Origin of the sequence: Legionella antarctica (assembly GCF_011764505.1) — a bacterium.
In the GTDB taxonomy this organism is placed as follows: domain Bacteria; phylum Pseudomonadota; class Gammaproteobacteria; order Legionellales; family Legionellaceae; genus Legionella; species Legionella antarctica.
This window is the reverse complement of the sequence record NZ_AP022839.1, coordinates 1,598,050-1,611,176: the sequence shown is the minus strand read 5'-3', so window position 1 is coordinate 1,611,176 and position 13,127 is coordinate 1,598,050. Positions and strand designations below refer to the sequence as shown.

The window sequence follows — 13,127 nt, the reverse complement described above, 5'->3', positions numbered from 1 at the left end:
CGTCATGACTTACCCACAAGGCCCACAGGCCTATACGAGAAAGTGAAGCTCTCCTGACCTGTGGACTTGTGGATAAGTCATTCTGATAGAGTTGTGGTAAAATGACCTAAGACAATTCGTAGTAGCAATCACTATTCATACGGTATTGAGTAGGTTTAAATAGGTTAATTTGAGTGAATTTTTAACTATAAATGATGGATGAATAGCTCTTATTTTTCCTTAATTTTGTTCCAGACATGCGGACCCATATCATTATGCCGATAAAAAATTTCTATGATGAGCTTATGGTTGCGTGTTATTGCTAATATATCAGCCCGTATTTCATTTAGCGCTTGTTCTTCCTCCACCATGTCAAAGGAAATAATCCTTCCTTTCTCTACAATAATTTTGCGTTCGGGGTGCATTTTTCCTTTCGAATCGGTTACTTCTTTGGTGATGGTATATTCAGGGAGCTTTATTTGCTTTCGTTCCTTTATAATCTGCTTAGCAGCCATATGGATAGCGCTTTCCAATCCACCTTCACATTCGATGGTAGTTGCATGTTTAAAGTGGTGTTGATTTTTAGTGCCTTTGGCTGCGATTAGTGGAGAGTGGCAAGAAGGACAAATACAATTGCAATTTTTACCACTCTCAACACTAGTAATATGAACAATGACATTATTTTCATTTAACCCAAAAGGAAGTTTTATTTTTAAAGATTTCATTATGACTCCTAACTTAACGAACTGGCTGACTAGAAATATCAATTAAGGAGATTTCTGGCTTTGCATAACCAAAATGGCCAGCAATACGCTGCAGTGTGATTGTTAGGACAACATCGATTGGTTGAAAATGTATATGACTTGAATCGTAGTATCTATTAAATACCGTTAATTTTATGCCGTTATCTGTAGTTTCTATCTTAGGATTAAATTCATATAAAGGTTTGTTAAAAATATTGCGTGCTTTTTCAAAAGGACCAAAATTGCTTGGTAATATTAAATGGCCATTCTTTTGCAAATAATCTTTGCTGAGTGCTTCAGAAAGATGTACCCATGACGGAAAGGAATTACTTACAAGCATTTTTTGAGTTACCAGGAAAGTAAACATTTCCTTACCTAAGGTATTGGTATCTGGTAAGTCAAATGGTAAATCCACAAGGCATTTCCGACGTTCTTCTGTAAATGCGGATGGGATTAGAACAAAAATTTGTGCTCGACTAATATTCTCTATGGATGAGAGGGTATCCGACAACAAGGCTGCTTTTGATCTATACCCAAAAAATGCGGCGACAAGCTCATGAGCATGGCTAGATTTTAGTTTAACACCATAATTATTGGAAATAGCACGAAGTTGATCTGCGCACAGCTTTGCAATGGACATTTGTAGATTCCTTATTAAATATGCTGGGCTTAATTTTGTTTTCATGAGTGTTTAAGGAAAACTGCCAGCAGTTAATAAAGATTAACTACAATACAGATTACGTTTTTTGAAAAATCGTTTTTTGGCCACTCATAACCAGGGATGTAGACAAACCTGGCGGAAGTATACATTAAGAAATTCAGAAATTACAACATAAAGAGAGGGAGCCAGATATTGGCAACATTTGAACCCGTCAATTGCTGCCATATTTAATTGAATCTAGGAGATACGAACCACATTCGGCTTTTGCGTTAATTGCACGCGACTATTTTGCTTAGCAACACTATCAATTTTTGATTTTAACTGCCGTTTCACTCCCTCGATTCCCAGCTTACTGTTGGTAGCCAGGTCATTAAAATCGCTAAATTTCCTGGGGTTTTCAGACTGCTCATTAGGTGCAAAGGTTGGCAGGATAATCACGCCATTGACTGCCTTGGCAGCCTCCATGGCTTTATCTTTGCCGGGGTTAACACCATTGGTTAGCTCAAGGTGTTTATCATCATCTGCAGCAATCATAATTGGGATATGCGGATATTTTTCATGCAAGACCTTGGCTACTGACTTAAGATTGCCTGAGTCAAAGGCTGAAACAACTGCTGGCAGTTCTGTTGCTTCCTTTATCGTTGCAGCAGTGGCGTAGCCTTCGGCGATAACGATTACAGGTGCAACGGCCAGTTTATCTAATCCACCCAACACATGAAAACAGTCTTCCTTTCTTGAGTTTTTTGCAAAGCGTTTGGTGCCATCCTCGGTGATGTATTGGACAGTCCAGAGGGTGCCTTCAATGTCGGTGGCGGGGATGCAGGTTACATTTTTAGTCTCATTGGTGTAAACGCCAGAATGGATCTGGATTCCTTTTGCTGTTAGATAAGGAGTTGGCTCCGTTATCTCATTCATCAGGGATAATTTTTGCTTGAGCTTTAAGGCAGTGTTTCTTTGCAGTTCTTCAATCTCAATCTCACGATTTTTTTGATTTTGCAGTGCCTGTGATTTGAGTGCTGTCTTTTGTTCATCGGTTAAGACATAGCCTTTACTTTTCCATTTCAGATCAATACCTGTGCGATTGTTTTTAATATAGCCCGCAGGAATACCGTCTAAGTGAGCCACATAAAATCCGGCCTTTTCACCGTGTTTATCACCCTCCATTTCAATTCGGTGCGGCTTGCCGTCCATAATTGGGTGTTTGCTTGATACGATTGCCCCCATGCTAATTAACGCCTCTTTGAATTCATCTTCAGAAGAGGTGGCTTTGTCTTGTCTTAATACCTGCGCATCTGGAAGCCATGCCTTGATTTTTTCAATCGGAACTCCGGGGTTTACATACCAGCATTTCTCAGCTTTATCCCAGGCAATGGCAGCCGTGCCATCGGGCAATTTTCCAGCCTTTGCTTTGGCTGCATCTTTTTCCTTGAAGGGTATACTTAACCAGGTTTTTTCAGTGGTGCATGTTTCATTTTCCATAATCGATTTCTCAATGGTTGTGCCTTCCTTGATTTCCATGGACTTGGGCTGTTGGATTTGCTGGACTTGATCCAACGCGCAGATGTGATTAACTATTTTTTCTGCGTCTGCAGCGGCTCTGAATATTTCAAGGGGATCATCCTCCAAAACACGAATCCATGACTTGATATAGGCAGTATGTTGCGATGGGTCGTGACCAATGCCGAGTTCTGCGCCTAAGAGCATGCTGGCAATTTCTGCCCTCAACTCTTCCTTGGCATAGGCTTCAGAACCAAAAGGATGCCCTAAATTCCGATCAAGCCTTGAAGAATGACCGCTCCAGTGACCGAGTTCATGAAGTGCAGTTGCATAATAATTGGCGGCGGATTTGAATTGCTCTTTGGGTGGTAAATGAATACTATCAGTGGATAATCTGTAAAAGGCTCTGTCAGCTTCGGAATGAATAATAGTAGCACCCGAATGCAGTAGAAGGTTCTCAGCTCTTTCCACCACAGACCAGTCTGGTGCTTTTATATCAAGCTCTGGCATATTATCAATTTGCGAGGCATGGAACACCGTTGCATAAAAGACTTTGGGTCTTTCAAGGTTGACTTGAATTTTGACTGAATTGCCTTGTTCATCAAGAACAGGACGACCGGACTCATCTTCTTTGACTCGTTCCTCGTTAAATTTCCAGTACTGAATGGTCGTGCCTTTTTCACCTTTGCGAATTTGGGCATCAATACTTTGCGCCTGTTTGTAGGTGAGCCAGCGATTATCATCACTTTGATTGAGCATTAAATACAGGGCATTAATGCCACGATAGCGTTTACCTGTGACGGGATTAAAGGGAACCTGGCCATTACCTATGCCTGGTTCCCAAGGCTTGAGCCAGGGAGCCGTTCCTGCTTTTAAGCCTTCAATAATCTGGTTAGCAACGATTTGGTGGTAGGGCATCTTAGTCATAGGCAGCCTCCAACGCCTCAACTTCACTAAGAGCATCCTCGACAAATGCCCCCATAATATCCGCCTCAATTGGACTGACCTCAACCAGAAAGCCGGGGATGACCAAATCCTCTAACTTTTCTGAAATTACATCCATTAGCTCGTTTTTATTTCTCATGATTGTTCTCCTGTTTATTGATAACCCATAGGGGTCTTAACATTCCCTTGATTTGCCCTGAGTGAACAAGGCCATAATAGCGACCATCAAACGACCATTCGCTTTGACTGGTCATGGTCAGTAATTCGTCTTCTTTCAGTTGATAATTTGTGGCATGCCATTGTGGTAAGGGGCGGTTTAGCCCGTCTTTTAATTTAGGTTTAGAGAAAGGGATGCGATCTTGATTTACAAAGACTCCGGTATCTGTGACCGAAAGAATATCGCCAGGCGAAGCCACTACTTTTTTCATCAAATAGCCATATCCCCCGCAGTAAAGGCCATGGTCTATATAACCTCTACTTAAGCCAACCCTGAAAGCCTGTCTGTCATCGGGACAAAAGATGACGAAGGTATTCTTGAGATTGCCCTCATGGGTGATGCGATATAAACCAACAGGGATTGAATCGGTGAGATTAATCCGAAATCCCATAGCGATTAACAAAAACGCCAGGCCAATCAGACTAATCAGGCATACAGACAAGCACTTCATAGTCTGATTTCCTCATCTTTGCTTAATCGCAGGCGCAAGATATCGGACACTTCCGGTGCATCGATGGATGATCGGGCGATAAACACCGGATCTTTAAAATAAAGGGGCTGTTTGCCATAGATTGCCGGGAAGCCCGCCGCATAAACCACCATATCTCCAGCCTCAACAATCATGCCATCAGCATCTTTTTTTGGCCCCGGCATCCGTAAACACTCATCCACGGTTAATAGAGGTCTCGATACTTCCTGAATGGTTTTGGATATTTGCGAGAGATAGGTTGAAATGCGTTTACCACTGGTGGTGATGTGTTCTTTAACAATGGTAGTTTGGCCAGTTAGTTTGGATAAATGCTCTGCCGTTTCAACCCGGTTTGGTGGGTAGGCATTTTGAATATGGCAATTGGATGTGATGGTTTCATCAGAACCATAACCACGCTCACGGCTTTTTAGCTGATTGATGTCCTGACAGATTAAATAGAACTTTAAGCCATAGCCTGCAACAAAGGCTAAGGACTCCTGCAAAATATCAAGTTTTCCCAGACTTGGAAATTCATCAATCATGCAAAGCAGACGATGTTTATAGGTTTTTTTGCTGCGGACATAAGAGAGCCCCTTATCATCAGACACACGCTCAAATTCCATCTTGTCTGCTAATAAGCGCACGATCATATTAATCATGACCCGAACTAAGGGTTGAAGTCTGGCTTTGTCATTAGGCTGGGTGACGATATAAAGACTCACAGGACTTTCATAGTTCATTAAATCGCGGATACAAAAATCCGAATCTGAAACATTAAACGCCACCACCGGATCACGATATAAAGCCAGATAGGATTTCAATGTTGATAGCACAGAGCCTGCTTCTTCCTCGGGTCGGTCTATCATATCGCGGGCAGAGGCAGAAATGACAGGATGGGTTTTACCTTCAATATGTGGGTATTGGGTCATTTCAATTAATAAATCAGCAATATTGGTATTAGGATCAACTAACATGTAGTCAATATTGGGAAAGGTGGCTGGTTCCCCCTGATTTTTTAGTTTGTAAATGGCATGAAGGATAAAGCCCACCAACAGCGCCTGCGAGGTTTTCTGCCAATGGGTTTCAAGTCCTTTTCCATGAGGATCAATGACCAGTGTCGCGAGGTTTTGGACATCACCCACTTCTGATTCCGTGCCTACCCGGATTTCATCTAATGGATTCCATCGGGCTGAACCTTTTAATGTGGCCGGTTCAAAGCGGATTACTTTGTTATTGGCATGTTGCTGCCGCCAGCCAGCTGTCATTGCCCACAGCTCGCCCTTTAAATCGGTAATGACACAGGAGTGCTTCCAGGATAAGAGTGTGGGAATCACAAGCCCCACCCCTTTACCAGAGCGAGTGGGGGCATAGGTTAAAATATGTTCTGGGCCATTATGGCGCAGATAATGAATCTCTCCCTGTTCATCTTCAAAAGCCCCCACATAGACCCCTTCATCATGACCAATGAGGCTGGCGTTTCTTAAATCCTCCCTATTCGCCCATCTGGCAGAGCCGTGCAGGTACTCGCTGACCCCACCTTTTTTAAGCTGTTGACTGACAAGGATCAGCATCATTAACAGCAGGCTACTAATCATCACTACCAGACCAAATGCGGCGTTAAAATAATCCGGGTAAAAGGCATGGTATTTCAGATTCCACAAAAACAGCTGCCAGGGTAGATATAGATGCCCCACCGATACGCCAAGGCTCTCATGATAATAAAATTTATAGGCCAGGTATTGTGTGCCGATTTGCAGGCTGACTATCAATGAAAGCAAGGCTAATCCAATCAGCGGCAGGTTAAACCGCTTATGAGGCCTTTGCCTTACCTGTGGGCCAATGGCTTTATTCGGAGTCATTGATCATCTCCTGCAACCTTGCTATTAACAAATTGACTGACTTCATCATTGCCTGCACTAAAACTTCCTTCCGGCACGCCCATAGATCTGACATTTGAGCCGGGTGAGTCTGGTGGCTCAGGTGGTGACGAGTCATTATTGGCGTCCATGCGTTGATGAATGGCATCGGCAACTTTGCCCCCAGTGGTTTCAGCCACTTTCGCCGAAAAGGCCTCTCGCATAGAGTTGGCTTTTTCACGTGCTACATCCGCAGCACCCGAGGCCAAATGAGAGCCGAATGAACCGGCAAATTGAGTTGCCCTCCCCATGGCTTCAGCCAAACCACCTGATTTAGCGCTAGAGCCTCCACCTGAAACATTGCCTGTTCCACCTGCGCTGGTACTTTGCGAGGCGGCTTTGAAAGCTGACTGCAAAGCCGATAAACCGCCTGCGCCTTCTGTACTTGCTGCACCTGCAGCACTTGCCAAGGCAGCTCCGGCAATACCCGCTGCACCCAAAGCACCGCCTAAGCCAAGCCCACCGCCGCCACTTGAGCCACCAGTGACAATGCCACTTAAGACCGGGGGAATCTTATTAATAAGGACTAGCAAAAGAATGGCCACAACCAGCATGATGAACATTTCTTTTAATAAAATGTCCTTGGCCATGGCGGCGTAATACTGATCAACAAAAGATTTACCAATGCCGATAATTAAAATCATGGCAAAAGCCTGTAGGGCGATACCCAGCACGGTTTTATAGTATTGAATGGCAATATCCTGTGTCCACCGTCCACCACCAAATCCCAATAAAATGATCCCGCCATAGGTCAAAATCCAGGCGGTAATAAGCACAATCAGCATGTTAATACTGACTAATGCCAAAACCACCAAAATAAGACCGGCGACAATCAAGCCAACCGTTGTTGCGGCCGGCGACCAAATGGATGAGTTATCGATGGCTTTTGAGACTATATCAAAGCCTACATCGACAATATCAGAAGGCGACACATGCGCATCAATACCAGAAGCATTGGCAGCGAGTTTGCGCATGGAATCCATGATGGCCGTGGCAATGGCAGGCCCATTGTCCAATAGCCAATAGAAAAAGCCGACAACCACAAAAAACCGTACCGTTTCAGCCAGAAATTCCTGAATATCAGCCCGGCGTAAGGCCATAAGCCCATAAGTCCAGACCATGCTGATTAAGGCCAAAGACCAAAAGAGGTATCGGGCATAACTCAGTAAGGTCTGGCTCCACATAGATGCAGTGCTGGAAAATCGAAATAAAATATTGTCCAGCAAATCCCGGCTATCTAAACCACCTCCCTGGGCATAACTATTAATTGAAAAACTTAAGAGAAAGAGTGTGATTAACCAAGTGATTGTCGTTTTTTTCATAAGATCACCATTTATGACCGGAACTTTTGGTATAAGAGCCTCGCTTGAAGCAGGCATCCCCAATGGCTTGCAGTTCCTCAGTGCTTCGATCTTCTCTACTGCTTTCACAGGTGAGCGAGGCCAAATGCGCGGCTTTCTTTTTGGCCTTTGTTTCTGCGCTGTCACAGCCAGACAGCAAGCAAGCCAAAATTGCTATAGATAGACCTAATTTCTTCATTATTTCTCCTTGTTGTTTAAATTGAATTACCATTTTTTTCCTGAACTCTTGTGGAAGCTCCCTGCACGAAAACGCTCATCTCCAGCCGCTTGAATGGCCTCCTTGTCAGCACTTGCTGCATCTTTCACCGCTTGGGCATTTTGTTGCGCCATTAATAAACCCCGAATCTGCATGAGTTGGTGATTTTGTTGACTGGCCAATTGGGAAGCAGCTTGTAGTGCCTGCTTTTGCCCTTCGGCAGTCTGCGCCTGGGATTGCAAGGTGCGAAGTTTAGTTGAGTCAGTTTTTAAGCTCTGTTGCTGCTTATCGATGCCTTTGAGCATGGCATCATTGGCACGCTTCTCGGCAACTGATGCTGCCAATCTTGTTTGTTTGATTTTTCTAAGTTCCTCGGCTGTACATTGACCGCTGCCGTTAAAACAGGCGGTCTTTTGGTAATATTCCTGACTTTGAAATCGGTCGAGGTAGTTTTGTAAACTACCTGCTTCCTGCTTGTAGTAATCAATGGTGTTGGTCGATTCAAGCAAATTGTTAATCACTGAGTTGGCATTATCCCATTCGAATGAACTCAGTGACTTGGTGTTGTCCAGCATATTTTGGTACTGGTTAACTTGATTTTCATATTGATCGATTTGTGTTTTATATTCACTGGCCTGATTCATGATCATTTGCCCGTTTTGAATCCAGTTGGCAATATCAAAAACAGGCGCACCGGTTGCTAAAGCAGAAAGCGAGCAGAGATAAACAAGCAAGATTTTAAATTTCATAACATTTCTCCCGCATTAATAAGCAAATTGGCGATAAGGCCGATTAAAGGTTAAATCCTTCACTACAATGATATTGAAACGATAACCAGGACGAATATTGATGGTTGGTGCGACATTCAGATTTTTTGAAACCAGCTGCGAAGTCACTTCACCCAATTGCTGGCCTAAAGCCTGGCTTAATACACTGCCAGCGGTTGGTTGCGCAAAGCCGTATTGATTGGGTTGGTTGATGTTTTGACTGTAGGTAATCCCAGCTACAATGCCAGACATCAGGAGTGCTGATCCATAAATTCTTGCATAGTGATTATTAACCTCGTCACGATAGCCAGCATAACCTGCACTATCCGCCCCGGGCATGGAGCCTATATCCAGTGCTTTACCATCGGGGAAAACGAGGCGTTGCCAGGCAACCAGTACCGAGTTTTGACCAAAGCTCACATCACTGGAATAAACGCCTATCAGTTTCGTTCCTTGAGGAATGAGAAGATGTTTGCCAGTTGGGGTGTCATACACATTCTGTGAGACCTGACCAATAATTTGCCCGGGCAACTCCGAGGAAATACCGCTAATCATAACCCCGGGAATCACAGAACCTGCCCGCAACTCAAATCGGCTATTGGGATTTTCAAGCTTTGAGTTCAAATGCCAGCGCATCTCGTTTTCTTCACCACCCAGATTCAACGCGACAGGTTTGGCGTTTTGCCTTTGTTGTAAGGCTTGTAGTTGTACTTTAAAGGTTGAGGCTACATCCATATCCGCGCCAACACCTTGATTGACTGGTCGTTCTTTATTGTTCAATCGGGAGTTATCAACCATGATGGCGGTTTTGGCTTTGACTGCTTCCTCAAACTCTTGCGCTTTTTCCTGACGAATGCGCTCTATTTCGGTGTCTGAAACAGTTTGATCTTCCATATCCTTTGGCTTTGGCAGGGGCTCAGGTAATTGGATAGCGGGAGATGCAGTTTGAGTTTCTACCAGAGCAGGCAAGACTCCAGGGTGGTGATTGCCCACGACTTCATTGGCGAGATTAAGTGTGTTTTTCTTGGCACTTGCTATTTTTACTGGCTCTATCGGCTGATTCTGCGCATTGGCACGCTTATGCGCAACCAAGGCAATGAGCAGGACAAACACAGTCAGAACCCCAATAGCAATGACCAAGGGTAAATTATTGACTCGTTTCACTCCTGCAGTATTCAGTTTTTGGGGCGAAGAATCAGGCGAGAGCAAATCATTATTCGGCTTCATTAACATTACTCCTTATGTGACCAGGCACTAACCGGGGCGAACTGGTTCTTGTTGTTGGCATAAAGCCTGCTCAAGGCCTGCGTGTTGATATAAAGGCTGACCCGAACCAATTGGCCGGGTTTTACCTCATCCACTACATAGAAAAAATTGGCTTTTTGCCTTGGCTGGACGTTTTCAATTACGCCATAACCTTTTTTTCGCATCTCATGCAGGAGAGTCACGCCAAAACCATCACTGACTTTTTGGTTGATGCAAAAGGTATTCTGCGCTGGCGGATAAGTCCGGGTTAATTGCTTTACTGCATCCTGAACCAGATAAGTATCCCGCCCTTGTGATGGCTGGGTGAAATTGCCATACCGCATGGTCGTACAGCTTGATAATAGAGTAACCAGTAGTAACTCGACTTTAGCCAATTATGCAGCCAAAGCCAGTTGATAAATCAATAAGTTAGCAGTTTTTTCGGTTATTTTTAAAGAATCCGTATTATTTTCGTAATTTTTAGACATTGAAAAATACATCTTCACCCAGATTGATCTTCTTATGGCTGTAATAATGTCGACTAAGGTGAGCTCGCCCTTTTTGTCATACCATGATGTAGTTTCTTGCACTAACAATTTTTTAGTTTCATGCATTTTAATGGCAACCAGTACCAATATCGAAAGTAGTCCCATAAGCAGAGGGGTAGTTCTTGCAATAGCCTTATCTGACCACTGACGCTGTGTTTCAATGCCTAAGTGGGCACGGGTTTCTTCAAAGGTAACTTCAATGTTCCAGCGTAAAACAAACCACTCAATAATTTGTGTCGGTGAATTTTCCGTATTGGTGCTGAAAAATGTCTCCGCCTCATTCTTACCATCGGGTGTTTTAACAAGCACTATGCGTAGCCTTATTGGTGGAACGCCTGCATGATACCATAGGCATTCAAAGGTTAAGCACTCAATAGTTTTTTGTTCACCACCATACCACTTTACCTGAAGTGTATCCCATGTCTTAGTATCTACTAGTAATTCCTTGAGCCGGATACGCTGTCCTTTAATTTGATTTCTTCCACGCTTTCCCGCTGGCTTGACCTCAGGAAATTCAAATAACTGCGCATCCATTCGTACTCTGGATATGAGTGTTGCACCATTTTTTATACAGACTTTTGCAAGGGCCATACAAGCATAGGCGCCATCACCAACCAAAATCCAAGGGGTACGGTGCAACCATCGGCTGACACAACGCACCATTTGTATGGTCCAGTCTATCGATGTTTTGTGTCTTTTTCCTGAGGCCTCATCTGACTTTTTTGATGGTGAAAGGATAACCATAAAAGGCAAAGCCCATGGTCTTTTACACCAAGGAAGCGGTACTATCAAGGTCATGCATTCCCATTTCAAACCAAAACAAATAACCACCCGTGATTGGCTGGACGCAACAGCATCACGGTATGCTCCTTTGGCTTTGATGTTCTTTCCGCGTCGGCGCTCCAGTGTTTCATCAACAGCAACAATCTTGGGCCATGATTCAGGAAGCAGTGTGATTAAAAGACCAAATAAAATTTTGCTGGCAGTTAAACCACTCCATTGTGTACGACTCAATACACGATGATATTTTGAGAAATTTTTAACCTCGCTTAAGCCCATAACACGTAAAATACTCGTAATACGCCTTGCCCCTCGACAAAGGATGGCACCAATGAAAAGCGTATTGATATTGTTCCAGGTAGGACGTGTAAATAAAGGTGCAAAAGCAGCTAAAACGGATATAATCTCGGGTGTCATTGTTGAGCAACTCCTTGTACCTTATTGTTTTTGCGAACATCAAGATACTCGCTTTATCCGCTTTAGCAATTTTTTTAAATAGGAGTCATCCCGCTCTTGGCCTCACACCACGAACATACAGAACAAAAATCAACATGAAACGATGGAGTATTGCCGACATGGTGAATATTGGCCGCAAGTTGTTCGCCAAAATTCACAAACAAAAACATCATGCAAACCCTAATCACGACGTGCATTTCATGGCACGAGAAATAGATGATTGGCTGGTGCGGGGTGTTGAATCCATGGTGAATGGCAGCTATACACCGCGCCATCTTAAGCGCCATTATTTTCCAGATGAAATGGTTGATCAGCTGCATTTATCGGACAGGATTTTCCAAAATATTTTGCTCAAACAAATAAAACCTACCTTCCCTTACGTGATGAACCCCAATTGCTACCATCTTCATGGACCAAGTGGTGTACGGCTTGCCACGCGGCGTATCCGGCAAGTGCTTTTGGAAAAAAAACCACAATACATCATCCGCGCTGACATCAAATCGTTTTACAAGTCCATCCCGCATCACCAATTGATTCAAGATATCAAAAAGCACTATAACGATCTCAATGTCCAATCCATGCTAGAACAAATTATTATCAATCCCATTGAAACCCCTCGCGGATATAAAAATCCCGATCAGGGAATTGCGCTACGTGGGCCGCTGTCTCAGTTTTTTAGTGGCATTTATTTAAAGCCATTGGATGATGCCTTCAATTCGATGGATGTAACCTATATCCGGTATCAGGATGACATTCTTATTCTGTGCCAAACCAGCCGTCAGCTTAACCGTTGCAAACAGCGCATGATGGAGGTGTTGCATGAAAGACGGCTCAGTTTATCGCGCAAAAAGACACGCATAGGCAACATTGAGAAAGGATTCCACTTTCTCGGAATACACTATCCTGGGACGCAAACCCAGGATAACACCCATGTGATACAGGCAAATGATAGAGCAGTTATCCCGGCGGGTACTGCGCAAAATCTAACCTCATTGTGGGGGGGGGTACAGAGATTGCAATTAATCATCAAACGCCTGGGCTTGACACTATTGTCCCGCACGCAAGGACGTTACGAAAAGCACGAGAGCAGATTAATCTTATGGTCAAAGATGGGGTGTCTCCCAAAAAGATCAGAAGGTACCTACATCTCTGGGTCATGTGGTGGGTAAGAACAACAGAAAGTTGGCAGTACCAGGAGCTACTTGAATGGTTTTTAAATGTGTGCTGGGATTTTAGCCCGGCGGCCTATGCCGCCGGTCTGCTCACGCACGCCATTAAAAAATACGGTTATCAATCTCAAGCCCAGGTTTTGTCGGCTCCAGGTTTTTACGCGACTGCGTGAGATCT

At 43.9% G+C, this 13,127-nt stretch carries 14 protein-coding genes; 2 read left to right on the top strand and 12 right to left on the bottom strand.

Annotated elements, in window-relative coordinates; genetic code table 11:
- Positions 1 to 209: 209 nt before the first annotated feature.
- From HRS36_RS07760 to HRS36_RS07705, 12 genes are all read right to left on the bottom strand, one after another.
- Positions 210 to 704, bottom strand: a complete 495-nt coding sequence (locus HRS36_RS07760; RefSeq protein ID WP_173236854.1) for a DUF7828 domain-containing protein — start codon at positions 702 to 704, stop codon at positions 210 to 212.
- A 13-nt stretch (positions 705 to 717) separates the two neighbouring features.
- The gene (locus tag HRS36_RS07755; protein WP_173236853.1) at positions 718 to 1,362 is read right to left on the bottom strand and encodes a hypothetical protein; all 645 of its coding nucleotides are present in this window, start codon (positions 1,360 to 1,362) and stop codon (positions 718 to 720) included.
- Positions 1,363 to 1,620: 258 nt separating this feature from the next.
- Positions 1,621 to 3,807, bottom strand: a complete 2,187-nt coding sequence (locus HRS36_RS07750; RefSeq protein WP_173236852.1) for a zincin-like metallopeptidase domain-containing protein — start codon at positions 3,805 to 3,807, stop codon at positions 1,621 to 1,623.
- Positions 3,800 to 3,964: a hypothetical protein gene (locus tag HRS36_RS07745; RefSeq protein ID WP_173236851.1), complete on the bottom strand. Its 165-nt coding sequence runs from the start codon at positions 3,962 to 3,964 to the stop codon at positions 3,800 to 3,802. Before HRS36_RS07745 ends, HRS36_RS07750 begins: the two co-directional genes overlap by 8 nt.
- Positions 3,954 to 4,493 carry a conjugative transfer signal peptidase TraF gene (gene traF, locus HRS36_RS07740; RefSeq protein WP_173236850.1) on the bottom strand — a complete coding sequence of 180 codons (540 nt, stop codon included), beginning with the start codon at positions 4,491 to 4,493 and terminating at the stop codon, positions 3,954 to 3,956. The genes HRS36_RS07745 and traF overlap by 11 nt, the downstream gene beginning before the upstream one ends.
- Positions 4,490 to 6,370 carry a type IV secretory system conjugative DNA transfer family protein gene (locus HRS36_RS07735; protein ID WP_173236849.1) on the bottom strand — a complete coding sequence of 627 codons (1,881 nt, stop codon included), beginning with the start codon at positions 6,368 to 6,370 and terminating at the stop codon, positions 4,490 to 4,492. The genes traF and HRS36_RS07735 overlap by 4 nt, the downstream gene beginning before the upstream one ends.
- A complete protein-coding gene (gene trbL, locus HRS36_RS07730) occupies positions 6,367 to 7,749 on the bottom strand; it encodes a P-type conjugative transfer protein TrbL (protein ID WP_173236848.1) in 1,383 nt (460 codons plus the stop codon). The genes HRS36_RS07735 and trbL overlap by 4 nt, the downstream gene beginning before the upstream one ends.
- Before the next feature lie 4 nt (positions 7,750 to 7,753).
- Positions 7,754 to 7,966, bottom strand: a complete 213-nt coding sequence (locus HRS36_RS07725) for a hypothetical protein (protein ID WP_173236847.1) — start codon at positions 7,964 to 7,966, stop codon at positions 7,754 to 7,756.
- A gap of 26 nt (positions 7,967 to 7,992) precedes the next feature.
- Entirely contained in the window at positions 7,993 to 8,733 is a 741-nt protein-coding gene (gene trbJ / locus HRS36_RS07720) for a P-type conjugative transfer protein TrbJ (protein ID WP_173236846.1), read from the bottom strand.
- A gap of 15 nt (positions 8,734 to 8,748) precedes the next feature.
- The gene (locus tag HRS36_RS07715; RefSeq protein ID WP_173236845.1) at positions 8,749 to 9,978 is read right to left on the bottom strand and encodes a TrbI/VirB10 family protein; all 1,230 of its coding nucleotides are present in this window, start codon (positions 9,976 to 9,978) and stop codon (positions 8,749 to 8,751) included.
- A gap of 5 nt (positions 9,979 to 9,983) precedes the next feature.
- Positions 9,984 to 10,340 (bottom strand): conjugal transfer protein TrbH, encoded by a 357-nt coding sequence (locus tag HRS36_RS07710; protein WP_420814318.1) that lies wholly within the window; start codon positions 10,338 to 10,340, stop codon positions 9,984 to 9,986.
- Between the two features lie 51 nt (positions 10,341 to 10,391).
- The gene (locus HRS36_RS07705; protein ID WP_173235460.1) at positions 10,392 to 11,741 is read right to left on the bottom strand and encodes an IS701 family transposase; all 1,350 of its coding nucleotides are present in this window, start codon (positions 11,739 to 11,741) and stop codon (positions 10,392 to 10,394) included.
- 134 nt (positions 11,742 to 11,875) lie between these two features.
- On the opposite strand from HRS36_RS07705, the gene HRS36_RS07700 reads away from it, so the two are divergent.
- Together HRS36_RS07700 and HRS36_RS07695 are read left to right on the top strand one after the other, a co-directional pair.
- Positions 11,876 to 12,949, top strand: a complete 1,074-nt coding sequence (locus HRS36_RS07700) for a reverse transcriptase/maturase family protein (protein ID WP_173235461.1) — start codon at positions 11,876 to 11,878, stop codon at positions 12,947 to 12,949.
- On the top strand, positions 12,937 to 13,122 hold the full coding sequence (locus HRS36_RS07695) for a hypothetical protein (protein WP_173235382.1): 186 nt from the start codon (positions 12,937 to 12,939) through the stop codon (positions 13,120 to 13,122). The genes HRS36_RS07700 and HRS36_RS07695 overlap by 13 nt, the downstream gene beginning before the upstream one ends.
- The last annotated feature ends 5 nt before the right edge of the window (positions 13,123 to 13,127 follow it).